Origin of the sequence: Streptomyces sp. NBC_00090, from assembly GCF_045160815.1 — a bacterium.
Lineage (GTDB): Bacteria > Actinomycetota > Actinomycetes > Streptomycetales > Streptomycetaceae > Streptomyces.
In genome coordinates, this window is the sequence record NZ_CP108224.1 from 9,077,419 (window position 1) to 9,100,302 (window position 22,884).

General features: G+C 71.4%; 24 protein-coding genes and 1 pseudogene. 8 read left to right on the forward strand and 17 right to left on the reverse strand.

Features of this window, described 5'->3' with window-relative positions:
- Nucleotides 1–364 precede the first annotated feature (364 nt).
- Nucleotides 365–724, forward strand: a complete 360-nt coding sequence (locus OG361_RS40245; protein ID WP_405861743.1) for an STAS domain-containing protein — start codon at nt 365–367, stop codon at nt 722–724.
- Between the two features lie 233 nt (nt 725–957).
- On the opposite strand, the gene OG361_RS40250 is transcribed toward OG361_RS40245, so the two are convergent.
- The 5 genes and pseudogenes from OG361_RS40250 to OG361_RS40270 form a co-directional block, all read right to left on the reverse strand.
- Nucleotides 958–1,881, reverse strand: coding sequence for an RNA polymerase sigma-70 factor (locus OG361_RS40250; RefSeq protein WP_405861745.1), 924 nt, complete (start codon nt 1,879–1,881; stop codon nt 958–960).
- Nucleotides 1,882–2,106: 225 nt separating this feature from the next.
- Nucleotides 2,107–2,580 (reverse strand): carboxymuconolactone decarboxylase family protein, encoded by a 474-nt coding sequence (locus tag OG361_RS40255; protein WP_384567576.1) that lies wholly within the window; start codon nt 2,578–2,580, stop codon nt 2,107–2,109.
- Between the two features lie 293 nt (nt 2,581–2,873).
- Nucleotides 2,874–2,978: pseudogene (locus OG361_RS40260) on the reverse strand (IS5/IS1182 family transposase); the annotation flags it as partial.
- 19 nt (nt 2,979–2,997) lie between these two features.
- Complete coding sequence (locus OG361_RS40265) at nt 2,998–3,411, reverse strand: hypothetical protein (protein ID WP_405861747.1); 414 nt, start codon at nt 3,409–3,411, stop codon at nt 2,998–3,000.
- The gene (locus OG361_RS40270; RefSeq protein WP_405861749.1) at nt 3,408–3,626 is read right to left on the reverse strand and encodes a hypothetical protein; all 219 of its coding nucleotides are present in this window, start codon (nt 3,624–3,626) and stop codon (nt 3,408–3,410) included. Before OG361_RS40270 ends, OG361_RS40265 begins: the two co-directional genes overlap by 4 nt.
- 552 nt (nt 3,627–4,178) lie before the next feature.
- Here OG361_RS40270 and OG361_RS40275 point away from each other — a divergent pair.
- Together OG361_RS40275 and OG361_RS40280 are read left to right on the forward strand one after the other, a co-directional pair.
- Nucleotides 4,179–4,907, forward strand: a complete 729-nt coding sequence (locus OG361_RS40275; protein ID WP_405861751.1) for a DUF2625 domain-containing protein — start codon at nt 4,179–4,181, stop codon at nt 4,905–4,907.
- Nucleotides 4,908–4,909: 2 nt separating this feature from the next.
- Entirely contained in the window at nt 4,910–5,410 is a 501-nt protein-coding gene (locus tag OG361_RS40280) for a GNAT family N-acetyltransferase (protein WP_405861753.1), read from the forward strand.
- 116 nt (nt 5,411–5,526) lie between these two features.
- On the opposite strand, the gene OG361_RS40285 is transcribed toward OG361_RS40280, so the two are convergent.
- Both OG361_RS40285 and OG361_RS40290 read right to left on the reverse strand, forming a co-directional pair.
- Nucleotides 5,527–6,177, reverse strand: coding sequence for a hypothetical protein (locus OG361_RS40285; protein ID WP_405861755.1), 651 nt, complete (start codon nt 6,175–6,177; stop codon nt 5,527–5,529).
- The gene (locus OG361_RS40290) at nt 6,174–7,889 is read right to left on the reverse strand and encodes a serine/threonine-protein kinase (protein ID WP_405861757.1); all 1,716 of its coding nucleotides are present in this window, start codon (nt 7,887–7,889) and stop codon (nt 6,174–6,176) included. Before OG361_RS40290 ends, OG361_RS40285 begins: the two co-directional genes overlap by 4 nt.
- A 369-nt stretch (nt 7,890–8,258) precedes the next feature.
- On the opposite strand from OG361_RS40290, the gene OG361_RS40295 reads away from it, so the two are divergent.
- Together OG361_RS40295 and OG361_RS40300 are read left to right on the forward strand one after the other, a co-directional pair.
- Nucleotides 8,259–9,371, forward strand: coding sequence for an ABC transporter substrate-binding protein (locus OG361_RS40295; protein WP_405861759.1), 1,113 nt, complete (start codon nt 8,259–8,261; stop codon nt 9,369–9,371).
- Between the two features lie 406 nt (nt 9,372–9,777).
- On the forward strand, nt 9,778–10,305 hold the full coding sequence (locus OG361_RS40300; RefSeq protein WP_405861761.1) for a nuclear transport factor 2 family protein: 528 nt from the start codon (nt 9,778–9,780) through the stop codon (nt 10,303–10,305).
- Between the two features lie 86 nt (nt 10,306–10,391).
- On the opposite strand, the gene OG361_RS40305 is transcribed toward OG361_RS40300, so the two are convergent.
- On the reverse strand, nt 10,392–10,886 hold the full coding sequence (locus OG361_RS40305) for an HIT family protein (RefSeq protein WP_405861763.1): 495 nt from the start codon (nt 10,884–10,886) through the stop codon (nt 10,392–10,394).
- Nucleotides 10,887–10,940: 54 nt separating this feature from the next.
- Entirely contained in the window at nt 10,941–11,477 is a 537-nt protein-coding gene (locus OG361_RS40310; protein WP_384567596.1) for an NUDIX hydrolase family protein, read from the reverse strand.
- A 391-nt stretch (nt 11,478–11,868) separates the two neighbouring features.
- On the opposite strand from OG361_RS40310, the gene prcB reads away from it, so the two are divergent.
- Nucleotides 11,869–12,723 carry a proteasome subunit beta gene (gene prcB, locus OG361_RS40315; protein WP_405861765.1) on the forward strand — a complete coding sequence of 285 codons (855 nt, stop codon included), beginning with the start codon at nt 11,869–11,871 and terminating at the stop codon, nt 12,721–12,723.
- Between the two features lie 113 nt (nt 12,724–12,836).
- Here the strand turns inward: prcB and OG361_RS40320 are convergent, their stop codons facing one another.
- The 4 genes from OG361_RS40320 to OG361_RS40335 all read right to left on the reverse strand — a co-directional run bounded on the left by OG361_RS40320 (nt 12,837) and on the right by OG361_RS40335 (nt 16,142).
- Nucleotides 12,837–13,628 (reverse strand): ABC transporter permease, encoded by a 792-nt coding sequence (locus tag OG361_RS40320; RefSeq protein WP_405861767.1) that lies wholly within the window; start codon nt 13,626–13,628, stop codon nt 12,837–12,839.
- Nucleotides 13,625–14,629, reverse strand: a complete 1,005-nt coding sequence (locus tag OG361_RS40325) for an ATP-binding cassette domain-containing protein (protein WP_405861769.1) — start codon at nt 14,627–14,629, stop codon at nt 13,625–13,627. The genes OG361_RS40320 and OG361_RS40325 overlap by 4 nt, the downstream gene beginning before the upstream one ends.
- A gap of 66 nt (nt 14,630–14,695) precedes the next feature.
- The gene (locus tag OG361_RS40330) at nt 14,696–15,541 is read right to left on the reverse strand and encodes a DUF4097 domain-containing protein (protein ID WP_384576328.1); all 846 of its coding nucleotides are present in this window, start codon (nt 15,539–15,541) and stop codon (nt 14,696–14,698) included.
- Between the two features lie 82 nt (nt 15,542–15,623).
- Nucleotides 15,624–16,142 (reverse strand): hypothetical protein, encoded by a 519-nt coding sequence (locus tag OG361_RS40335; RefSeq protein WP_384576331.1) that lies wholly within the window; start codon nt 16,140–16,142, stop codon nt 15,624–15,626.
- A gap of 374 nt (nt 16,143–16,516) precedes the next feature.
- Here OG361_RS40335 and OG361_RS40340 point away from each other — a divergent pair, with 374 nt between their 5' ends.
- Nucleotides 16,517–16,927 (forward strand): hypothetical protein, encoded by a 411-nt coding sequence (locus OG361_RS40340; RefSeq protein WP_405861772.1) that lies wholly within the window; start codon nt 16,517–16,519, stop codon nt 16,925–16,927.
- A gap of 140 nt (nt 16,928–17,067) precedes the next feature.
- On the opposite strand, the gene OG361_RS40345 is transcribed toward OG361_RS40340, so the two are convergent.
- From OG361_RS40345 to OG361_RS40355, 3 genes are all read right to left on the reverse strand, one after another.
- Nucleotides 17,068–17,970 (reverse strand): NAD-dependent protein deacetylase, encoded by a 903-nt coding sequence (locus OG361_RS40345; protein ID WP_405861774.1) that lies wholly within the window; start codon nt 17,968–17,970, stop codon nt 17,068–17,070.
- Nucleotides 17,971–18,143: 173 nt separating this feature from the next.
- A complete protein-coding gene (locus tag OG361_RS40350; protein WP_405861775.1) occupies nt 18,144–18,605 on the reverse strand; it encodes a GNAT family N-acetyltransferase in 462 nt (153 codons plus the stop codon).
- A gap of 82 nt (nt 18,606–18,687) precedes the next feature.
- On the reverse strand, nt 18,688–19,890 hold the full coding sequence (locus OG361_RS40355; RefSeq protein ID WP_405861777.1) for an erythromycin esterase family protein: 1,203 nt from the start codon (nt 19,888–19,890) through the stop codon (nt 18,688–18,690).
- A 58-nt stretch (nt 19,891–19,948) separates the two neighbouring features.
- On the opposite strand from OG361_RS40355, the gene OG361_RS40360 reads away from it, so the two are divergent.
- Nucleotides 19,949–20,770 carry a TioE family transcriptional regulator gene (locus OG361_RS40360; RefSeq protein ID WP_405861779.1) on the forward strand — a complete coding sequence of 274 codons (822 nt, stop codon included), beginning with the start codon at nt 19,949–19,951 and terminating at the stop codon, nt 20,768–20,770.
- A 378-nt stretch (nt 20,771–21,148) separates the two neighbouring features.
- Here OG361_RS40360 and OG361_RS40365 read toward each other — a convergent pair whose 3' ends face one another.
- Nucleotides 21,149–22,810 (reverse strand): allophanate hydrolase, encoded by a 1,662-nt coding sequence (locus OG361_RS40365; protein WP_405861780.1) that lies wholly within the window; start codon nt 22,808–22,810, stop codon nt 21,149–21,151.
- Nucleotides 22,811–22,884: the final 74 nt, after the last annotated feature.

The window sequence follows — 22,884 nt, forward strand, 5'->3', positions numbered from 1 at the left end:
AAGGCGGCCGGGCGGGTGATCGTCGGCCTGGGCGATGCCGACCGAGCCGTACCGGCACTGGCCGCTGTTGGTCGGCGGGTCGGCGGGTCGGCGGGTCAGCGGGTCGACGGGGCAGGGGTTCGGGGCTGCCATGCAGTCGGGCTGACGGACTCAGCTGACGGCTCATGGTTCGCACTGTGATCGACTGGCTGCTTCATCCGTGTGGTGTTTTTCCCTCTATCGGTGATCGGGGCTGGTCAGATGGGGTGAAGGGGCCGCGTGCCTCGTGTCCTGAGGCCGGCTGTGAGGTGTTGTTGGGGATGTGAGTACCGCAAGCACTGCCCCGATACTGCCCACCGCTCTCGCACCCTTGGCTCCTCCTGTTGTGCACGACTTGGGCGCGGACGCCGCGCCCGGCGTCATAGTCATCGACGCCTGCGCCACGCTCGGAACGACGCTCGTCGTCCACCTCCGCGGGGAGATCGACCGGTTCAGCGCGGCCCCGCTCGGCGCCCTGCTGATGTCGGCAGCCGCGGACGGATACACCGGCCTCCTGCTCGACGTCGCCCGTGTCACCTTCTGCGACTCAGGCTTTCTCGCCGTTCTGCGCTGGTGGCCCCGTGGCGGACGCGACCTCAGGCTCATCAACCCCTCCCGAGCCGTGGACCGGCTCTTCAGGGCGGCCGGGGCCGCAGCGCGCGGGCCGGCCGTGCTCGGCCCGCTGTCCGGGGTGATGGCGACGTGATCTTCACGGTCCTGACCTGCGTCCCGATACTCGCGGCGCTCCTGCTCGCGTACGGCCAACCGCGGCAACGTCGGCGCCGCAGGTCCACCAGGAACAGCGCGCCGCGCAGGACACTGATCCACTGTCACCTGGCGTTGCCTCTCCTGGCGCCCACCGCGTAGCCACGAAAGACACCGAGGGGCCCGCGCCCGGCGCGGGCCCCTCAGCTACTTCGCCCCACCCGTGTCCCGCGGTCAGTCGGCTAGGCGGCGGGCTTGCTTGAGTTCGTCGTGGACGGCCCAGGCGTCGGCGGTGGGACCGAGGTGGTGGAGTTTGTCGGGGTTGGTGATGGAGCGAATGGTGTGGATGTGACCGTCGAGGATGTCGAGGGTCATGGTGTGAAGGATTCTGTGGTCGCGGTCGTAGAAGACGGCACCGGGTTGACCGTTGATGTCCCGCGGTTCGACAGTGATGTCGATCTCCATCAGCCGGGGGAAGACGGCGCCCAGCAGCCGGGCGATGTTCTGTGCTCCGGCGACGGCGTTGGCGAGCTGCGGGGTCTTGCCGCCGCTGTCGCCGACGAGCTGGGCGTCGGCGGCGAGGAGGTGTTGCAGGCCGCGGATGTCGCCGCTCTGCAGCGCTCCGAAGAATCGTGTCGCCAGTTCCTGGCGCTCCTCGCGGTCCGCGGCGAACCGGGGCCGGCCGTCGTGCATGTGGCGCCGTGCGCGGACGAGTAGCTGCCGGCAGGCGTCCTGTGACCGCCCGACCGAGGTGGCTATGTCGTCGAACCCGAAGGCGAACACCTCCCGCAGGAGGAACACGGCGCGTTCCGCGGGGCTGAGGCGTTCGAGGAGCAGCAGCGCGGCCATGGACACCGAGTCGGCCAGTTCCGCCGATCGTGCCGGGTCCTGGTAGGGGTCGTTCAGCAGCGGTTCGGGGAACCAGGGGCCCACGTATTCCTCCCGGCGGACGCGGGCGGAGCGCAGCACGTCGATCGAGATGCGTGTGATCGTGGCCGACAGGAACGCTTTGGCGGATGTGGGCCGGGTCGCCGTGCCGTCGTAGCGCAGCCATGTCTCCTGTACGGCGTCCTCGGCCTCGCTGACGCTGCCCAGAATGCGGTAGGCGATCGAGAACAACAGCGGCCGCAGCTCCTCGAACTCCTCGACCTTGCTCACGCCGGCTTCCCCTTCCCCTGACGTCCCCCCACCCGGCCGTCGTGTTCGACGGCGCTCGGGCGGCCCTCTGTGATCATGAAGACCCACGGCAGGTCAGGGTAACTCCCCCCGACCCGGCTCCCGGTGGTCCGGCACCGGTGGTCCGACTCCTGCCCTGCCGGCCGGGCCGGGCCCATCGGCGATGCCCAGGGCCCGTGCCGCTTCCCGCGCTTGTGTGTTCGGTGTTCAGTGGAACTTGCCGGGGACGTAGTCTCCGGCGGGCTGCTGGGTGATGACGTTGATCCGGTTCGCCAGGTTCATGAAGGAGATCAGGAGAACGAGGGCGTGGAGCTGCTCCTCGTCGTAGTGCTTGGCGGCGCGGGCCCACACGTCGTCGTTCACTCCGCCGGCGGCGTCCGCGGTACGGGTGCCCTGTTCGGCCAGTTCCAGCGCGGCGCGCTCGGCGTCGGTGAAGACGGTGGCTTCGCGCCATGCCGCCACCAGGTTCAGGCGTACCGGGGTCTCGCCCGCGAGGGTGGCTTCCTTGGTGTGCATGTCGATGCAGACGGCGCAGCCGTTGATCTGGCTCACGCGCAGCGACACCAGTTCCTGCGTGGCGGCCGGCAGCGTCGAGTCCTTGATGACCTTGCCCGCCGACATGAGGTGCTTGAAGGCCTTGCCGGTGGTCGGGCTGGCGAAGAGGTTCAGTCGCGCGTCCATGATGTGCTCCTCAGCGGTACGTGGCCTGTGGCCCGTGGTTGTTGGCGGCTACATCCCCTGAGACGAGGTAGCCCGGCCCCCTGTGACATGGGTGGATGTGACCTGCGTCTCCCTGCCGGCTGGTGTGTGGGCGGCCGGAGGGGAGGGGCTCGGTGCCCGGGTTTGCCGTCTTGGGTCGGCAGCAATCAGCCGGCGGGTGGACGACGTGCCGTGCAGGTTGATGAAATGCTCGGCCTTGGCGCTCGTATCGCCGGTGCAGGCGGCGGCAGCCGGCGAGTCAGGACATGGTGCAGGAGGGTGCGGATGCTCACCGAGTCGATCGGGCACCTGGACCAGGTGAGTTGGCCGCGTGAGCCGAGCTCGTCCAGGAGCACCCGGTAGAGGCGGGCCGACACACGCTCACCGTCGCGTCCGCCGTCAAAGACGGCGAGCGTTGAACCAGGCGTGGGATTCAGGCTGGTTCGGGCGGACGATGGCCAGCACCGAGGGCACCAGCCAGATCAGTCCCAGGACGGGGACCACCCAGAAGAACACCAGCGCGAAGGGGAGCGCTGTCCAGCCGTACGCGAACGCCGAGATACGTAGGGCCGATTGGCGCGTCGGGAACTTCAGAGCCGTGGTGATGCCCCATGCGGCCACCGCCAGTACGAGCAGCCCGGCGAAGACGACGATTCCCGAGTGGGCTTCTCCCGGCGTGGTGCAGCACGGTGTCGAGGCGTCCGCCTCGCCCCAGATGGCAGTGGCGATGGCGACGCTGTCGGTCAGCAGTTTCAGTCCGAGCAGGGCCTGAATGCTGCCAAGGACCCACATCAGGACGCGAAGGCTCTTCACGGGTTGGGGCATCCCGCCACCGGGACGAACCGCCCCGGGTCCACCGAACCCACCAGGCCCACCGGGATCACGAGGCCCTCCAGGCCCTCCAGGCCCTCCAGGCCCTCCAGGCCCTCCAGGCCCTCCAGGCCCTCCAGGCCCTCCAGGCCCTCCAGGCCCTCCAGGCCCTCCAGGCCCACGAGGTCCGCCAGACCTACCGGTGGGGCCGGGGCCACCGGATCCTCTCGGTCCTCCGGGATTGCCGGTTGCCCGGGGGCGTCGCGCCGGTGGCTGTCCGTCCTGATCTCCTGTGCCGCTGACTCCCACCGGACCATCCCCCTGGCGCGACCCTCGACTATGAGCGTCATGGTCCGGCGGCCCGCCCCGGCTGTCCAGCCGCAATTCGGCCAGGCAGCCCGTTGCGCGATCGCCCGCGCGTTGAGTGTCCAATTCTGCTTGCTGCCAACGGATTTCGAGAGTGAATCCAGGTCTCTCCCGGGCATCTTGGACGGCGCCAGCAGGGCGCCCTGGCCGTGCTCCTGGGATACGTCCTGGCCGCGCTCGGTGGGACTCACGACCGAGCGGCACTGCCGCTCGTCGAGCGGGCAGAACTTGGCATCGCTCTGGCCGACGTCACGTCCGTGCTGAACGAGGTCGTGAAGGGAGACCGCTCAGGCACGATGCCCGAGGATCTGGCGCCGCGCCCCGCCCGGTCCTGGGAGGACCCTCGTACGGATGCATACGAATGTCCCGCCGGGCCCCGGCCGGGGGCGTGCGACGATTTCCCGGTGCGTGAGATCAACGAACTGACCGATGTCGAGGACCCGGCGTGGCCGGTCCTGGGCGAGGAGCTGCGGAAGGCGGCCGTGCCCGTCGAGGTGCTGGACGCCGACCCCGGAGGGGGAACGGCCGCGCTGCTCCAGATGCAGGTGACGGTCCGCTCCTACCTGGGGGCCGTCGTTCTGCACAGCGGTGGGATGTTCCTCGACGGCGGATGGCTGCGGGTGTACGGCAGCCCGGCCGCCGGCAACCCCCGGCGGATGCCGGGCTTCGCCCGGGTCAACGCCTTCCCCTCCGATACGGACCCCGCCTGGCTGCCTGAGGCCGGGCTCGTCGTCGCGCACGACGTGCTGGGCGGTGTCTTCGCGATCCAGGGCGGCCCGGGGGCGCGGGCCGGGCTGCCGGGGCAGCCGGGCGAGATGGTCTACTTCGCCCCGGACTCCCTGCGCTGGGACGCGCTGGGCGCCGGGTACGGGGCGTGGCTGTCGTGGATGCTGTCCGGCGGCACCGAGGAGTTCTACGAGGGGCTGCGGTGGCCCGGCTGGCGGGAGGAGACCCGCGGCCTGGACGGGGAGCAGGGGCTCAGCCTCTTCCCGCCGCTGTGGTCCGCTCAGGCACACCAGGATCTGGCGGCGACCAGCCGCAAGGCCGTACCGATGGCGGAGCTGCTCGGTTTGGAGCGGGAGACGGGCCGGGAGCTCGACGAGGCCGATCCGGGCTTCCTGGGGGAGTGGTGAAGGTGCGGACCGTCACCGCGCGGACGGAGCGGCTGGATCTGGTTCCGCTCGCGGTCGAGCATGCCGAGGAGATGGCGGGTGTGCTGGCCGACCCGGCCCTGCACACGTTCATCGGCGGCGCCCCGTCGACCGGGCCGGAGCTGCGCGCCCGTTACGAGCGGCTGGCCGCGGGTTCGCCGGACCCGGAGACGCTCTGGTGCAACTGGGTCGTGCTGCTGCGAGGCGAGGGCCGGCTGACCGGGACCGTGCAGGCGACCGTCACGGACGGCGGGCGCGTCGCGGAGGTGGCCTGGGTGACGGGGACGGCGTGGCAGGGGCGGGGGATCGCCCGGGAGGCTGCGATCGGTCTGGTGGCCCTGCTCGTGGACGAGGGCGTGCGTACCGTCGTCGCCCATGTCCATCCCGAGCACACGGCCTCCGCGGCTGTCGCCCGCGCGGCCGGTCTGGCCCCGACCGGCGAGATCCAGGACGGCGAGGTCCGCTGGGAGCGGCGGGTTTCCTGACGGTACGGACGCCACGGAAGGTCCGGTCGGCCGAGGCGTCCTCGTGCTGCACCCTGGACTGGCCGGGGCGTCCCCGTGCCGCACCCCGGACTGACCGGGGCGCCGGCCCGCGGTCCTCAGCCGCAGCGGTACGTGAACGAAGCCGAGGCCGAAACCGCAGCCCCAGATGAGGCCGGAGCCGAGGTCGTGTGTCCGGTCGGCGATTCGATCACGAGGCGTGCCGTGGCCCGGTGGGTGCCCGAACCGTGGAACGTCCACATCAGATGGAGCTCGGCCTCCTTCTGACCGCGCGACAGGCGCTCGCGCAGGGGCGCGGAGCGGGTGCCGTCGCTGCGCTCCCAGCGGTAGGTCACCGTGCCCGGCCGGCCGTCGGTCCGTACCAGGGCCACGACATCGGCCGTGCTGTCGCAGCCGAGCTCCCGGCCCGGGGCGGTGACCGTGACCTCCCGTACCGCCACGCCCGGACCGTAGTGCTGCCAGGCGAGGAAGACCAGGACGAGAGCCAGTACGGCACAGGCGGGGGCGTACCGCCACGACCGCCGACGACGTACGGGTCCCGGCGGCGGGCTGCCGGGCAGGGTGCCGTGCCAGATCTGGGCGGCGGTGGGGGTGTTCGCGGCGCGGCCTACCGCTGCTGCGGTCACCCCCGGGCCGAAGCGCAGTACTTCGCCGTCCACACGGTCCGGCTTCGCGTCCGGCTCGCCCTCCGGCCGTTCGAACCAGTGGCTGCCGAGTTCGGTTGCGCTGTAGGCGTCGTCGTCGCTCATGAGATCGTGCACCGCCGTATGAAGATCTGCTGCAGGGAGTCGCCGTTCGAGGCGGCGACCGGGTCCGTGCCGGCGCGCACCCCCCAGTAACAGCCGCCGCCCCGGACGGTGTGGGGGAGTACGAGCGTGTAGTGGGTGGCTCCCTCGCGCCGGAAGGTCTGCGAGCCGTCCGCCGCGCCCGGTGTGCCCTTGTCGTCACCGGTGAACCACTCGACGAGGACGGTCAGTGGCCCCGTCGAATCGGTCGTGATCTCGACGACGGCCTCGGCGGCCGTCGGCCCGGTCTGCCGCAGGCTGGTGACGGAGACCGCGGTGACGGAGACGGGCGGGACGGTCGGGGAAGCGGTCGGAGGGGTGGCCGTGGGGGTGGTCGGCGTTCCGGTCGGGGTAGTGGTCGGTGGGTTCGAGGACGGGACGTCGGTGGGTGGCGTGGTCGGCGTCGGTGGCGAACCGTCCGAGGGCGTCGGCGGGCCGGCCGTGGCGCTGCCCGTCGGGGACGCGCCGGGGCTGATCGCCGGATCGGCGGTGCCTGGAGAGGACGAGGCCCCCGGACCGGCCGTCGCCGTACCCGTGGTCGGCGTGGATGTGGGAGTGGGAGGGCCGAGGGCCGGAGGACCGGTGGCCGGGGCCGGGCTCGGCAGGGCGCTCGTCGTCGCGAAGGCCCGTGCCACCTCGCCGTCGTCCGCCCGCTCGACGCCGGCGAGGGCGGCGAGCGCGAGCAACAGGGCCAGGAGGAACGCGGCCGCACCCGCCGGCAGTCCGTGCGGAATCCGCCACCGCGGGCGCGGTGGCGGAGTCGGCAGCGTGGTCGTGGCGAGCGCGCTCGTACCCTCCGCCGTCGTGCGGGAGGAGGGGAAGAGCAGCGGAACGAGCGCGGCCAGCGCCGCCAGGCGGCCCCGGCCCCGCTCCTCCCAGTCCGGCCCGTACGCGGCGGTCGCCACCGACTCCAGTTCGGTGACGAACGCGGCCGCGTCCTCCGGCCGTTCCCCCGGTGCCTTGGCCAGTCCACGCCGGATGAGCGGGCGCAGGGGCTCCGGCGCCTGCCCGTCGGGCACGGGCGCACCCAGGTGTTGCAGGGCGAGTTCCGCGAAGTTCTCGCCCGCGTACGGCTTGCGGCCGGTCAGGCACTCGAAGAAGGTCGCGGTCGCCGCGTACACGTCCGCCGCCGGAGAGGCGGGAGCCCCGCCCCACTGCTCCGGCGCCATATAGGCGGGTGTTCCGGCGATGCCCGGCGTGCTGCCGTGGCCGGTCGCGATGCCGAAGTCGACGAGTTTGGACGCTCCGTCGGCCGAGACCAGCACGTTCTCAGGCTTGTAGTCGCGGTGTACGACGCCCGCTCGGTGCGCGGCGGCGAGGCCGAGGAGCGATCCCTTCAGCACCACGAGCGCCGCCTCGGGGGCGGTGGCCCCCTCCCGCGCGAGCAGCGCACGCAGCGGGACACCGTCCACGAGTTCCATCACGATGGCCGCACCGCCGGGCGCCTCGACGTACTCGTAGAGCGCCACCACGTACGGGCTGCCCAGAGCACCGAGCAGCCGCGCCTCGGACCGGAATCCGCGCACGAACGCCTCGTCCGACCGCAGCCGCTCGCTCAGGTACTTCACGGCCACCGGCAGGCCCGTGGCCTCGTGCACGGCCAGGACCACACGTCCGCTCGCGCCCGCACCCAGCTCCTGGGACTCGGTGTAGCCCGGCACCACCCACGTGCTCATCCCCGTACCCCCCTGGCGCCATGGTTCGTCTCCCCACAGGGACATATTCTGGCCACGGCCGGTTCCGCGCGGAAGCCTACGGGCGTTGGTGCGATGCCGGCTCGGAGGGTCTCATGGCGAGTCGGATTCTCTGCGGCGAGACGGCGGCACGAGTACGACACCTGGCGGGAGCACCGATGTCCATGAAGCCCGGCAGCTCAGCGAACCGATAATCGGTTGCCTCTTGGCGATGGCGGTGGATCCAATGGCGCGCATGATCACCCGGGCGCGCCCGCCGCGGCGAGACGTGACGACCGCGAACCGCCGGCCCCGGCCGGTGCGCGATCCGGGCGGACCGCGACCGCATCGCCCCAGGGGAGACGCCACCCGATGAACACGCCACCATCGCCGTCCGGAGCGGAGCCCACAGACGGGTCGCCCGTCCGCCTGGGCGCCCTCGTCCCTCTGACGCGGCCCGGCTGGGCCGAGGCGGGCCGACACCTGCTCGCGGGGCTCGACCTGGCCGTTCGCGAGGTCAACGACGCCGGCGGGATCGGCGGGAGACCGCTGGAGCTGGTGGTCCGGGACACCGCGGCCGACCCGGGGCGGGCCGCGGCGGCAGTGGACGAACTGGCGGGCCTGGGCGTGGCCGCCGTGGTGGGCGAGTACCACAGCGTCGTCGCCCGTGCCGCCGCCGCCCGTGCCGACGCCCTCGGCGTGCCCTTCCTCTGCTCGTCCGCGGTGCTCGACGCGCTCACCGAGGCGCCGACGAAGTGGGTCGCGCGCCTGGCCCCGGCCCAGTCCCACGGCTGGCGGATCTACGCGGACTTCCTCCTCGGCGCGGGCCGGCGTCGGATCGCCGTGGCGGCCCAGCCGAGCGTCTACTGGGCGTCCGGGACGCGCATCCTGCGGGACCACCTCACTCCCCGCGGTGGCACCGTCGTCGAACTCGACACGAACGCGCTCACCCCCGAGGCCCTGTGCGACGCCCTCGTCGACCACGGCGCGACCGCGCTCCTCCTGCTGGTCGGCCATCCGGAACCAGCGGTACCGATCGTCAGGGCCGTCCGGGGAGACCGGCGGCTCGCGGAGATCCTGATCGGCGCTCCGGCCGGACAACCGGAGTTCGCCGAATGGGCCGCGGAACTGGGCGAGGACGGCGCCGGGATCCCGTTCCTGCGCTACCTGCCCGAGCGCCTCGGTCCGCTCGGCGAACGCGTCGGGAAGGAGCTCCGCGAACGGCTGGGCGAAGCTCCCTCCTTCGTCGCCTTCGAAGGCTGGGACACCGTCGCCGTCCTCGCGGAGGCGCTTCGCTCCCACGGCACGGACCGGGCGGCCATCGTCGATGCATGGCCGCGTGTGGCGATCGAGGGCACCCGCGGGCCGATCCGGTTCTGCCGCACGCCGGGCATCAGCGTGTGGCAATGGGCGTGGACCCCGGTCCAGGTCGTCGATCGGGACCCGGCGGAACCCGATCGCTTCCGGACCCTCCACACCGGCTGAGAGTGCAGGGAGGTCCGACAGCCCAGACCTGTCGAGGCCGAGCGTGAGGCGGCGGCCTTTCTGCCTGCCTGCTTGCCTGCCTGCCTGCCTGCTTGTCTGTCAGTCTGTCCGTCGGCCTGTCTACGTGCGGGAGGTCGTGCCGGGTGGCTTTCCGGTCCGCCGTCTCCGCTCATGAGAGGGCCCGCCCGGTGACAACGTGCGAAGTGGCTTCCCGGGCGGGCTCGTGAACCCATCATGGACGCTGACGGGCAAGCGTGCATGTCAGCAATTCGGAGACGGGCGCAATGGCTTCGTCGTACGTGATGGCACGGACCGCCTCCCACTTCCGGTCTCCTGCCTCCAACGGAATGCGGATGGCGTCAGAAAGCCGTCGCGCTGCCCTTGGTCACCCTGATACGACATGGGGATGACTGCTGAAGTCCTTGATCCCACGGACCGCCTGGTTGCCGAGCGCGCTTGCGAGCGCCTCATCGTCGAGTTCGTCCACAAGCTCGACCTCGGCGACCCGGGTGAGGTGGCCGAGCTGTTCACGGATGTCGGAGTCTGGGAGTGGGCGGAAGGCGACCGCCGGATCCAGGGCCGTGACGCACTTCGGTCGTATTTCGCCGGTCGACCCGCGGACCGGCTCTCACGCCGGATATGCACGAACATCCTGGTTACCGTCACCTCAGAGGCAACGGCCACAGCGACCACCTACTTTACGACCTACCGTGTCGATGGACATACGGGCGGCTTCGTGCCCCCACGGGCCCCTACGCAGGTGGGCCACTATGAGGACACGTTCCTCAAGGTCGACGGCGTGTGGCTGCTCAGTTCCCGTTCCTTGTTTCTGGCCTTCGCCGGACCGACCGAGCGAATCGAACCAGCTGACGCGCCGGTTCGATCCGAGCCCATCGCGCATCGGCCAACGCCACACTCAGATCAACGATCTTGACGAAGTGATGCCTGGCTCAGACTGACCGGCACGAGGTGGACGCCCCGGACCTGCAGGGTCCGGGGCCCGGTCACCCGGTCACCCGGTCAGGCCAGCGCCTCGCGGAGCCGGGCCGCCACCCTCGCGGACTCCGCCGGTGGGACTTCCAGTACCCCGTGCTCCGGCATGAGGCTGTGGAACTGCTGCTGCGCGTACGGCACTCCGCGCGGCAGCGCGGCGACGTGCCAGTGCACGTGGGCGTTGCCCTCCTTCGCTCCCAGTGACAGCAGGTAGACGCGTTCCGGAGCGAAGACCGCCTCGACCGCCAGGGCGACCCTGCGCACCACGAGCATCATGCGGGTGTACGCGTCCTCGGTGAAGCCGCTGACGACATGGTCGACGTGCTGCCTGGGGGCGACCAGCACCTTGCCCGGGAGAGTGGGCCACCGGTCGAGGAACGCCACGTGGTCGGCGTCCTCGTAGACCATCTCGTGCCGGTAGTCCGGGTGCCCGGCGAGGAAGGCGCACACGAAGCAGGGCCCCCGACGGGCCCGCTCCTCGTACGCGGGGAGGTCCATCGGCCTTCGGACACTCCCCGTCATCCGTCTCTCCCTTGGGTCTTGGGCATGGTGGATCGACTGTCGTGCGAAGGGACGTCAGTAGGCGTGTCCCACGTAAGCAAGGGCCTGCTTCAGCAACATCCCGCGGCCGCCGGGCATCTCGCCCTGCACAGCCGGGGAGGCTGCTTCCTGCGGGCTGAACCAGACCAGGTCCAGCGCGTCCTGTCGTGGGCGGCAGTCGCCGGTCACCGGCACGATGTACGCCAGGGACACCGCGTGCTGGCGGGGGTCGTGGTACGGGGTGACACCCGCCGTGGGGAAGTACTCGGCGACGGTGAAGGGCTGCAGGGAGGCGGGGACGCGGGGCAGCGCCACCGGCCCGAGGTCCTTCTCCAGGTGGCGCAGGAGCGCGTCACGGACCCGCTCGTGCTGCATCACACGGCCGGACACCAGGGTCCGGCTGATCGTTCCGTCCGCGCCGATCCGCAGGAGCAGACCGATGCTCGTGACTTCGCCGCTGTCGTCCACGCGCACGGGCACGGCCTCGACGTAGAGGATCGGCATTCGGGCCCTGGCCGTGTTCAGCTCGTCCGTGGTCAGCCAGCCGGGCGTGGTCTCCGTCATGTCAGACATCGCTTGATCATACTTACCCGACCGCGTCTCGGCCCAGGTTGCGTGTCTGCCGGCCGGGTGGGAGTTCGGGCAGTCCTCGAACGAACCCGGCGACCGGCTCGACGGCGGCGCCTACCTGGATCTGCTCAGCGGCGACGCCACCGACCACGACGCGATGACTGCGGGGCTGGACCGGGCGCTCTCCACGCTGTCGTACCGGTTCCGCCCGGACGGCGCCGACCACGACCTCCGGTTTCGGCCCCGCGACGACGGCGTTCCCCACCTGCCGGAGCACCGCTCCTACGCTCCCTTTACGCCGCGCGGCTCCGGCCGTCTGTCCGGAACGGGAGTTTTTCCGCGGGCTCTTGATGGTAGGAGTTGATCGTTTGCACACGGCGGGAAGGGGAGAGGCGTGGCAGAGAGCGATGGCAAGGGGACCCTCGGGGCGGAGTTCTTCACCCCGGGGTCCTCCTCCTTCACGAATTTCCTGGCCGCCCACCGGCCCGAGCTGCTCAGCCTGGGCAGGCTGCTCCCGGAAGGGGTGCACGCCGGAGAGGACCAGGTGCCGCACGGCACCACGATCCTGGCCCTCACCTACCGCGACGGGGTGATGATCGCCGGAGACCGCAGGGCCACCATGGGCAACCTGATCGCCCAGCGCGATCTGGAGAAGGTGCATCCCGCCGACGACTACTCGGCCGTCGCCTTCGCGGGCAGCGTCGGTTTCGCGATCGACCTGGTCAAGCTCTACCAGGTGGAGCTGACGCACTTCGAGAAGATCGAGGGCGTTCCCATGACCATCAAGGCGAAGGCGACCCGCCTGGCCACGATGGTCCGGCAGAACCTCCCCCAGGCCATGCAGGGCATGGCCGTGGTCCCCCTGCTGGTCGGCTACGACCAGCAGGCGCCCGAGGGGCGGCACGGCCGGATCTTCAGCTTCGACGTGACGGGCGGTCCGTACGAGAAGCAGGGCTACCACGCCGAAGGGTCCGGGTCCCCCTTCGCCAGGGGTGCCCTGAAGAAGCTGTACCGGCCCGGCATGGACCGGCGGCAGGCGGCCCTGGCAGCGCTGCAGGCGCTCTACGACGCCGCCGACGACGACTCCGCAACCGGCGGCCCGGACGTCTCCCGGGCGATCTTCCCGATCGTGTCGGTGATCACCGAGGACGGGTTCGAGAGGCTGGACGAGGAGGAGACCGAGGCGCTGAGCATCGAGATGGTGGAACAGCGGCGGAGCCGGCCGGACGGGCCGACCGCACACGTATGACATCGAGAATCCGACCGGGAACGCCGACGGGGCGGCGTACTCCGACGCGGTGTCGGCGCACGCCGCCCCGGGGCGGGACGGGCTGGGGGAGGGGGCCCGCGCGGTGGTGGCGGTTACTTCTGGTCGCGGTTGAACACGGACTTCGACCAGCGGTAGCCCAGCGCCGCGAGGCCGACGCACCAGAGGATCGCGATCCACCAGTTGTCGCCGATCTCGGTGCCGAGCAGCAGGCCCCGGAGGGTCTCGATGGTCGGCGTGAAGGGCTGGTACTCGGCGATCGGCTGGAACCAGCCCGGCATCGTGTCGACCGGGATGAACGCGCTGGAGATGAGCGGCAGGAAGATCAGCGGCAGCGCGTTGTTGCTGGCGGCCTCGACGTTCGGGCTGATGAGGCCCATGCCGACCGCGATCCAGGTGAGCGACGTGGCGAAGAGCACGAGCAGCCCGAACGCCGCGAGCCACTCCAGAGCGGTGGCGTCCGTGGACCGGAAGCCGATGGCCACGCCGACGGCACCGACGAGGACGACGCTCGCGACCGCCTGCAGCACGCTGCCGACGACGTGTCCGATGAGCACCGAGCCGCGGTGGATCGCCATCGTGCGGAAGCGGGCGATGATGCCCTCGGTCATGTCGTTGGAGACGGACACGGCCGTGCCGATGGTGGTGCTGCCGATGGTCATCAGCAGGAGGCCGGGGACGATGTAGGCGATGTAGTCGGAGCGGTCGGCGCCGGCACCGCCGATGCCGGCGCTCATGACGTCGCCGAACACGTAGACGAAGAGCAGCAGCAGGACGATCGGCGTGAGCAGCAGGTTCAGGGTGAGGGACGGGTAGCGCCGGGCGTGCAGGAGGTTGCGGCGCAGCATGGTGTTCGAGTCGCGCAGGGCGAGGGAGAGGGAGCTCATCGGACTGTCTCCTGGGGCTGGTTCGCGGCACCGCCGGTGAGGGCGAAGAAGACGTCGTCGAGGTCGGGGGTGTGCACGGTGAGTTCGTCGGCCTCGATGCCGGCGGTGTCCAGCCGGTCGAGGACGGCGCGCAGTGCGCGCTGGCTGCCGTCGCTGGGGATCTGGAGGGACAGTGCCTCGTCGTCCCTGCCGGCTTCGGTGAGTGCGGCGGTGGCGGACCGGTAGGCGGTGGGGTCGGAGAAGCGGAGGCGGACGTGTCCGCCGGGGACGAGGCGCTTCAGTTCCTCGGCCGTGCCCTCGGCGGCGATCTTCCCGTCGTTGAGGACGGCGATGCGGTCGGCGAGTTGGTCGGCCTCTTCGAGGTACTGGGTGGTGAGGAAGACGGTGACCCCGTCGGCGACGAGTTCGCGGATGATCTGCCACATGTTGTGGCGGCTGCGGGGGTCGAGGCCGGTGGTCGGTTCGTCGAGGAAGATGATCCGCGGGCTGCCGACCAGGGTCATGGCGATGTCGAGGCGGCGCTTCATGCCGCCGGAGTAGGTGGAGGCGGGCTTCTTCGCCGCGTCCACCAGGTCGAAGCGCTCCAGGAGTTCGGCGGTGACCCGCCGCCCCTCGCTCTTGGGCAGGTGGTGCAGGTCGGCCATGAGGAGCATGTTCTCCTCGCCGGTGATCAGGCCGTCGACGGCGGAGAACTGGCCGGTGACACCGATCGTGGCACGGACCGCCTGCGGGCTGGTGGCGAGGTCGTGGCCCGCTACCTGGGCCTGTCCGCCGTCGGCGGTGATGAGCGTGGAGAGGATCTTTACGGCGGTGGTCTTGCCGGCGCCGTTCGGCCCGAGCAGTGCGAACACGGACCCGGCCGGGATACGCAGATCGATGCCGTCGAGGACGGTCTTGTCGCCGTAGGACTTGCGCAGACCGACGGCGGAGACGGCGGAGACGGCGGCCGGCAACGGATGACCGTCGCCCTGCCTTGAGGTGGGCATGACAGATGAAGGCATGGGCCCTCCTGTTCGAAGGCTGAAGGGGCTGGGGGAGTGGGTGAGCTGGGGCCGGTGCTGCCGAGGTCAGGCCTTGGCGCGGCGGATGTCGATGTTGCCGTACCGGGTGCGGGCGCGGACCTCGACGGTCTCCTCGGTCTGCTGCGGGGACTCGGACGCGGTGAGCGTGTTGCGCACCTGACCGGAGCCCGAGCTGACGTCGAGCCAGGCGGCCGTGCCCTCGCGGACGCCGACCTCGATGGCGCCGTAGGCGGTCTCCAGCTGGACCGAGCCGCGGGCCACTTCGCCCACCCGCAGGGTGCCGTGGGCGGTGGTGGCGGTGACCGAGCCCTCGGCGCGCCGGATCTCGATGTCGCCGTTGGCGCCACTCACCCGCAGCTCGCCGGTCGCGGCGCCGACGGTCGTGGTGCCGTGCGAGTTCTTCAGGACGCCGGGGCCGTCGACGAGACCGACGCGCAGGCTGCCGGAGCTGGTGGTGATCTCGGCCGCGCCCTCGACCCGGTCCACGGTGATCGAGCCGTGCGACGCCTTCAACTGCAGCGGGCCGGTCGTGTCGAGGCGGACGTCGCCGGACGAGGTCTTCACATGGACCTCGCCGAGCCGACCCTCGCCGAGGACCTGGGCCCAGGCGCCGGTCACGTCGACGCGCGAGCCGGCGGGCAGCTCGACCGTCACGTCGACGGTGCCGGTGCGCCCGACGAGATAACGGGCCTTGGGCGTCCTGACGGTCAGTGTGCCGCTCGCGAACGTGACCTCGGTCTGGTCGGCCGACCGCACGTCCAGGTCCTTCTTCGGGTCGCGGGGCCGTACCTCGACGAGGGTGTCGAGGCGGTCGCCCGCGGTGAACTGGATGGAACCGGCCTCCACGTGCGCGGTGACCGAGATCGGTGCGGGAGTGTCGAAAGAAGGCATGGCTGTCCCGTCCTCTTGGGTCTTCGGGGCGTCCCCGCTGGTGGGACGTGGTGTGGGTGAAGTGGCGCGGGCGGCGGTGCGGCTAGCGCACCCATCCCGTGAAGTTCTGTCCGACGCTCTGGGCCTTCTCCGTCGTACGGGGCCGGGTGCCGCCGTCGACCGCGGCCGCCACGGCCCGGACCAGCCACGCGTTGACCGACAGGCCCTCACGGTTCGCGGCCTCCTCGGCGCGGGCCTTGAGATGGGCCGGCAGGCGCAGGTTGACGCGTGCGGTGCCACCCTCGTCGCCGTCGGCCGGGGCCGGGGCCCTGAGCGGCTCGACGGGTGCGGCCGGCTCCGCGGGGGCGCCGCTGTCGGTGGGCGGCAGCGTCACCACGAAGTCGGGGTCGAGGCCGCGCAGCCGTACGTCGACCGAGCCGGGGGCGAGATCGCGGGTGACCTCGTCCATCGCGGCGGAGAGCACGTTGAGCATGGTCAGCCGGGTCGCCGACTCCAGGGGAGCGGTGAGCCTCTCGGCCAGCTCGCGGGCTTCGTCGCCGCCGGCTTCGGCGGCCACCGCGAGTTCACGGCGGAGGGTGTCGACATACGGAGTGAGGTCCATGACGCCATCATGGCACCACAGTGGCTCCATGTGCAAGCCGTCGGGGCGTGTCGCCGGTTCGGCGCTCGATAAAACGACTCTGACCTGCGGAAATATGTTGGTGCCTGCCTGGGTGGGTGTGGCGCCATGCGCGCCCACGCCCTGCGGGGCCATGGAATGGCGCCGAGTGGCGCCACTCGGCGCCATGCGACACCAGATGGCGCGATGTGGCGCCGCGTGGCACCGTTCGGCCGCGGCGCGCACGGCCAGGCAAGTGATCTTGCCAGGCCACCGCGAGTCTGTTTCCGCGGCGGTGGTCCGGAGGTTCACCTACTCGGGTCGGGCTGAGTACGTGTGCTCTGGCGGGTGTTCGGGAGGGTCAGAACACTGGGGCCATGATCAATGGACCGCAGAGATCGACCTTCCCGTTCTGGACTGCCTTGGCGTCGGCCGGGGTGGCGATGGCCGCGTGGGCCGCCTGGCTGGGCTGGGACCAGCATCGCGATGGGCATCCCGACGGCTCGACGACCGGCCCCTACGAGGCGTGGCAGGTGATCGGGCTGGGGCTGACCCTGCTGGCTCCGGTGTGCTGGGCAGCCTTCCGAGGGCATGCCACGGCCGCCGTGATCGGCACCACGGCGGGGCTGACCGTGGCCGCCTTCTACGACTGGTCGGACGACTCGAGCGGTCTCTTCGCGATCGGTGTGGTCCTGGTGATGATCGGGACCCTGGCAGTGACCGGCGCCGTCTCGCTCGTGATCGTCTCCTTGCGGCGCAAGAGCGGCGCCGGCGGCCCCGGGCGCTGACCCCGCGGGACCGGCACGGTTCCCCCGGGCGTTCCGCTGCCGTCGGCCGAGATCGCGGGGACCCGGCAGGGCTACGAGGAAGTCGGGTCGGCTGTCCGGGCGGCGACGACGTCCCGCTCAGGAGCTGACGAACACAGCGGTCAGGAGGTCGCCGTCCGGCCGTCGACGGGGATGCCCAACCGGCCGGCCACGGTGGTGAGTGCTGCTCCCAGGGGAAGTGCGACCCGGGTGAGGGCGTGCTGGTCGCCGCGGGTCGGGTCCCGGTTGACGATCAGTACCGGCTTTCCGGCCTGGACGGCCTGGCGGACGAACCGGAGACCGGACATCACCGTCAGCGAGGAACCCAGGACCAGCAGCGAGGCCGCGTCCCGGACCAGCTCGCGGCAGTGCTCGACCCGAGGCGGCGGAACGGCCTCCCCGAAGAACACGACGTCCGGTTTGAGGACGCCGCCGCAATTCGCGCAGGGCACGACACGGAAGCCCCCGACCTGTTCGTCGGTGAGGTCGGCGTCGCCGTCCGGATTCACTCCGGCCGCCACCGGCTGGAAGCCCTCATTGGCTTCCTGGAGCCGCCGGGCGAGCTCGCGGCGCGGGCTGTAGGTACCGCAGGAAAGGCAGACGACGCGGTCCAGGCCTCCGTGGAGTTCCACGACGCCTTCGCTGCCGGAGGCCTGATGCAGGCCGTCGACGTTCTGGGTGATCACACCCGAGAGCAGGCCGTGCCGCCCGAAGGCGGCCACGGCCCGGTGCCCGGCGTTGGGGAGGGCACGGCCGAAGGTACGCCACCCGAGGTGGCTGCGCGCCCAGTACCGGCGCCGGGCCTGGGCGCTGGCGGTGAAGTCCTGGTAGGTCATCGGGGTGTGCCGGCTCAGGCTCCCCCCCTCGCCCCGGTAGTCGGGGATGCCGGACTCCGTGGAGAGGCCCGCCCCGCTGAGCACCAGCACGCCGCCGGCGCTCAGCGCATCGGCGACCGGCCGCAGGTCCGTGGTACCCGGCGGCAGGTCCTCGCCAGGGGTCCAACTCAGAGTGGGGCGCATGCGCATAACGCCAGGGTACGAAAGGCCGCGATCGACCGCTCCCGCTCCCGCTCCCACTCCCATGCCCGCATCCGCATCCGCATCCGCAACCGCGCCGCATCCGCCTTCGCGGCGAGAACGGCATCCGAAGGGCGACCGCCCGCCACCGGAGACCGCGTGACCGCTCCTCCTGGCGAGCCCTATTCCTGGGGCTGCCAGAAGTAGCGGACGTCCGGCTCACGCTCCTCGTTACGCAGTCCGTCGGTACGCTCGACCGCGACGAAGCCGTGGCGCTCGTAGAACCGCTGCGCCGGTCCGTTGACCTGGAACGTCCACAGCCCCAGCCCATCCGGCCGCCGCTGCTTGGCCAGATCCACGAACCGGTCGCCCACGCCCCTGCCGCGCCACGACGGGTCGAGGTAGAGCTGCTCCAGTTCCTCGCCATCGAGTACGAGCAGCCCGACCACGGAGCCCTCGGCGAGCGCCACCCAGGTCTCGTACCGTGGCACGACCACGTGGGAGAACCAGGCCCGTATCGCGTCGTCGTCGTGCGCACGGCGCACGGTCGGCAGCGCCGTGGTGAAGGAACGCAGCCAGACATCGGCTACGTCGGCCGCATCGGAATCACGCGCACGCCGAAACACAAGATCAGGATTGTCCACAGCGCGCGACTATCGCAGACGAGTGACGGTGACGCATCCGCGTTTGGGCGGATGAAGCAGATGAACCCGTGCGGTCACAGCATCAGCGCTGCGGGACGTCCTTGACGAACACGATGCCGTCGCTGTCCGCCAGGTGGGCCGGGTCGAGAGGGGCGTAGCCGAACCAGGGGGAGACGCGGGGCGCGGGCCTGGTGTCGGCGAGGGCGGTGGCAAGGCGCCGGGCGTCGACGACACAGCGGGTCTCCGGGAGCGCGTACAGGAGTCCTTCGACGGTGTCCGGCGGCGGTGTGTCCACTCCTTGGTGCCGGATGGTGCCCAGGATCGTGGCCACGAAGGCGTACTCCTCGCCGAGCTCGGCGCTCACCAGCGCGCCGGCGCTCCACCACTCCAGCTGCATCCCGCCCATCCGCATCGTGCTCTTCTCCCGCTGGAGGTGGGAGTTGTGGGCGTGGACGAGTGCCGGGCCCCGGGCGGCGACGGCGAGGAGATTGTGGGCCATCATCTGGTCCCGCAGGCCCACCAGCCGGGTCAACCGGGCCGGCGACGTGTCGGCCATCCAGTGGTGGTAGCGCAGCAGGCCGGTCGCGGTGCGCCCGTACAGGCGCGCCCGGTCCCAGTCGTCCCGCGAAGTCGTCGCGAGGAGGTGCGGCATCTCCGCATCGAGCAGCGCGACCAGGTCGTCGGCGAGCAGCCGCAGCTCCGCGGCCTCGGTCGACTGCCCCACGGACTGGGCCGGGTCCATCATCGCGGCCTGGTTGGTCCACCGGTCGTCGGTGCCGAGCAGGCGGTCGAGCCTCTCCGCGGTGCAGGGGAGCAGGCCCGCGTCCACCCGGGACGCGAGGTAGTCGTGGAGTGCGGTGAGGGCCTGCCGGGGGCTCGCGGCACAGATGGTCTCCAGCGGGCCGTCGAAACCGGCGAAGCGGAGCCTCTCGGACGCGGGGCGGCCTTCGTTGAAGGCACGCATCCAGCGCACGAGCTCGCGGTTGGCCGCAGAGCTGCCCCAGCCGTGGCTGAACCCGTGCTCCATGACCTCGTCGAGGCTGCCCGCGCCCGAGGTGACGTGGTCGTCCACGACCAGGCCCATCATGCAGTCGCTCTCGATCGCGATCGTCCGGTAGCCCTCCTGCTCCACGAGCTCCCGGAAGAGCTCGTTGCGCAGGTCGAGCAGAGTGTCCTCGCCGTGGGTGGGCTCGCCCAGGGCGAGCAGTCGGGGCCGGGCCGGTAGCAGCCTCATCACGGCGGCAGCCTCGACGGAATGGACGGTGTCCTTGATGTCAGTCGCCATGCCTTCAACGCTATCGTTGAACCTTCGATTGAAACTTTTCCGCGCTATCTTCGGCTTCATGGGGCGAAACCTTCAAAGCAGTGATCGGCTCAGGCCGATCGATCTGGCGCGCGGACACGGTCTGTCCACACAGGCGGTCAGGAACTACGAGGAGGCCGGCATCCTTCCGCCCGCCGCTCGCACACCCCACGGCTACCGCACCTATACGTCTCTGCACGCGGGGGCCCTGCGCGCGTTCCTCGCCCTGGTGCCCGGCCACGGCCACCAGACGGCGACGTCGATCATGCGGGCCGTGAACCTCGGCGAGGTCGAGGAGGCGTTCCGCCTCATCGACGAGAGCCACGCCCAACTCCTCGACGACCGGCGGACCCTCCAAGCAGTGGAACGCGCCCTCGGCGACCTGCAGCCCACCACGGAGCCCGAGCCCGGTGCGGGGTCAGAGCCGACGCAGGTGTCCGCACCCACCCGGGCACCCGAGCCTGCCGCGGCGTCACGACCCGCCGACACGTTCATCGGCCCGCTGGCAGGAAAGCTCGGAATCCGGCCCGCGACGCTCCGCAAATGGGAGCACGCCGGGTTGGTACGCCCGCGCCGCGACCCGCTGACCGGGTACCGCCTCTACGGCGAGGCCGATGTACGGGACGCCCGGCTGGCCCACCAACTCAGGCGGGGCGGCTACCTGCTGGAGCAGATCGCCCCGCTGATCGCCCAGGTGAGGGCGGCCGGCGGGCTGGAACCTCTGGAGGCCGCGCTGCGCGACTGGCACGGTCGGCTGTCCGCACGGGGTCGCTCGATGCTGACCGGCGCCGCCGAACTGGAGGCGTACCTCCGCGCGCGGATGAGCCGTCGGTCGTCACCGACACCTTCACAGCCGCCCTGAACACGGCCACCGCCAGGTGTTCGCCTGGCGGTGGCCGGGCCGCGCCCCAAGGCTCTGCCACAGCCCGGTGGCGGCATCACACCTGAAGAGGCCGCGTGTCAGTCCTGGTCCGCACTGGACAGGGCGTTGCTGATCAGGAGGGCCTTGAGTCGAGAGTCGATCACCATGAGCGCGGCACTCACATCGCCGGCGGGGGCGTACCGGGGGTCGCAGGGCGATGACACAGGATCCCCCTCCATCCGCGGCGGTCAGCGCGGTATGTCCGTAAGGTAGACCGCCGAACACGCGGAGGTCCGGAGAATCCCGATGAAAGCACCCAGAGTGTGACGCTGCGCGGAAACCGCAGGTCAGGACGGCGGACGGTGGCTCGTGAATCGGTCACCGGCTCCTTGCTCCCTTCCGTGCCCGATAGGCGCGCCAGCCTCCGTACCCTGTGATGTCCTCGGCTCCCACCAGCGCCTCCGGTTCGCACAGGAAGCCGGGGACCGCCGTACCGTCCCCCAACTCGACCCGGCCCAGCGTCATCGGCGCCGGCAGCTCGGCCAGGAGCAGTCCGAGCCCCTCGGCCGGCAGTTCCCACACCTCGGCCTCGACCGACGCGCCCGCCTCCGCCCCGGGAGCCATACGCACCAGGCCCGGCTTCGGCGGGGTTGTCGCCAGGGCGTGCAGCCGGTACCGGGGAGCGGTCACCGTCGCCCGAACGAACCGGCCACCGAGGGTGAGGAGTTGCGGGTTCAGCGGCTCACCGGTGAGATGGGCGCCGACCACGGCCAGCGGCACCGCTGGGGTCATCCGGCGGGCGATCGCGAGCAGCCGGTCGTCGGTGTGCGGCCGGCCGATCAGCATCACCCCGAACGGGCGCCCGTCCACCGTGCCCGCGGGCACCGCAAGGGCGCACTGGCCGAGGAGATTGGTCGAGTTGGTGAACCGTCCGAGCCGCGCGTTCGCCCCGACGGGATCCGCGGCCACCTCGGCGAGCGTCGGATGCCCCGGGGTGACGGGCAGGAGCAGGGCGTCGGCCGTGCCCAGCGCGTCCCGGGCCCGGTCCGCCAGTTCGGCGAGGCGCACGCGGTCGGCGAAGAGGCGGTGGGCGGGGATCGTGCCGGCCCGGGAGACGATCCCCGCGACGGTCGGATCCAGATCGGTCGAACCCATGGCGAGCTGCTCGTCGACGAAGGCGGTGTACCGCTCGGCGACGAACGCCCCCTCGTACAGGAGGGCGGCGGCCTCCAGGAAGGGGGAGACGTCGACCGTCGTGACCTCCGCGCCGGACGCGGCGAGCGTGTCCACCGTACGGGCGTAGGCGTCGGCCCAGCCGGAGTCCAGTTCACCGAGCGCGGCCGGATCGGCTACCGCGACCCGGTGCGGCCCAGGGGCGCGCCCCGGCGGGTGGGACGGCTGCGAGGCGAGCAGCGCCAGCGCTTCCCCGGCCTCGTCGAGTGTCCTGGCGAAGACGCTCACGCAGTCCAGGCTCGCGCAGGCCGGGACGACGCCCTCGGTGGACACCAGGCCGGGAGTCGGCTTGAGGCCCACGAGGCCGTGGAAGGCGGCCGGGACCCGGCCCGAGCCCGCGGTGTCCGTGCCCAGGGCCAGATCGGCGATTCCCAGGGCCACGGCGACCGCCGAACCCGAGCTGGAGCCGCCGCTCACCCGTTCGGGGTCGAAGGCGTTGCGCACTGCCCCGTAGGGGGAGCGCGTGCCGACCAGTCCGGTGGCGAACTGGTCCAGGTTCGTGCTCCCGAGCACCACGGCCCCGGCGGCGCGCAGCGCGGCCACCGCGGGCGCGTCCCGCTCGGGGCGGTAGGCGTACGAGGGGCAGCCGGCGGTCGTCGGCAGCCCGGCCACGTCGATGTTGCCCTTCACGGCGAGCGTCCGACCCGCGAGCGGCAGCCGCTCACCGGCGGCCGTCCGGGCGTCGATGTCCCGGGCCTCGGCCTCTGCCGTGGCCTGCGGACGCAGCCCGATCCACACCTCGGGTCGTCGGACGGCGTCGATGCGGTCGTACGCGGCGCGCACGCGGGCCAGGGCGCTGCCGGTCATGGCGACTCCTCGGGAGGGAAGGGGCACGAGATGCGGATGGGGTACGGGATGGGGATGCGGAAGAGGCACGGGAG

Excerpts from the sequence above, each read along its gene's own strand:
- OG361_RS40300 (WP_405861761.1), top strand. The coding sequence starts at position 9,778 with ATGACTGCTGAAGTCCTTGATCCCACGGACCGCCTGGTTGCCGAGCGC.
- OG361_RS40310 (WP_384567596.1), bottom strand. The coding sequence starts at position 11,477 with ATGTCTGACATGACGGAGACCACGCCCGGCTGGCTGACCACGGACGAG.
- OG361_RS40340 (WP_405861772.1), top strand. The coding sequence starts at position 16,517 with ATGATCAATGGACCGCAGAGATCGACCTTCCCGTTCTGGACTGCCTTG.
- OG361_RS40345 (WP_405861774.1), bottom strand. The coding sequence starts at position 17,970 with ATGCGCATGCGCCCCACTCTGAGTTGGACCCCTGGCGAGGACCTGCCG.
- OG361_RS40255 (WP_384567576.1), bottom strand. The coding sequence starts at position 2,580 with ATGGACGCGCGACTGAACCTCTTCGCCAGCCCGACCACCGGCAAGGCC.
- OG361_RS40360 (WP_405861779.1), top strand. The coding sequence starts at position 19,949 with ATGGGGCGAAACCTTCAAAGCAGTGATCGGCTCAGGCCGATCGATCTG.
- OG361_RS40325 (WP_405861769.1), bottom strand. The coding sequence starts at position 14,629 with ATGCCTTCATCTGTCATGCCCACCTCAAGGCAGGGCGACGGTCATCCG.
- OG361_RS40305 (WP_405861763.1), bottom strand. The coding sequence starts at position 10,886 with ATGACGGGGAGTGTCCGAAGGCCGATGGACCTCCCCGCGTACGAGGAG.
- OG361_RS40330 (WP_384576328.1), bottom strand. The coding sequence starts at position 15,541 with ATGCCTTCTTTCGACACTCCCGCACCGATCTCGGTCACCGCGCACGTG.
- OG361_RS40290 (WP_405861757.1), bottom strand. The coding sequence starts at position 7,889 with ATGAGCACGTGGGTGGTGCCGGGCTACACCGAGTCCCAGGAGCTGGGT.
- OG361_RS40365 (WP_405861780.1), bottom strand. The coding sequence starts at position 22,810 with ATGACCGGCAGCGCCCTGGCCCGCGTGCGCGCCGCGTACGACCGCATC.
- OG361_RS40295 (WP_405861759.1), top strand. The coding sequence starts at position 8,259 with ATGAACACGCCACCATCGCCGTCCGGAGCGGAGCCCACAGACGGGTCG.
- OG361_RS40285 (WP_405861755.1), bottom strand. The coding sequence starts at position 6,177 with ATGAGCGACGACGACGCCTACAGCGCAACCGAACTCGGCAGCCACTGG.
- OG361_RS40320 (WP_405861767.1), bottom strand. The coding sequence starts at position 13,628 with ATGAGCTCCCTCTCCCTCGCCCTGCGCGACTCGAACACCATGCTGCGC.
- OG361_RS40355 (WP_405861777.1), bottom strand. The coding sequence starts at position 19,890 with ATGGCGACTGACATCAAGGACACCGTCCATTCCGTCGAGGCTGCCGCC.
- OG361_RS40335 (WP_384576331.1), bottom strand. The coding sequence starts at position 16,142 with ATGGACCTCACTCCGTATGTCGACACCCTCCGCCGTGAACTCGCGGTG.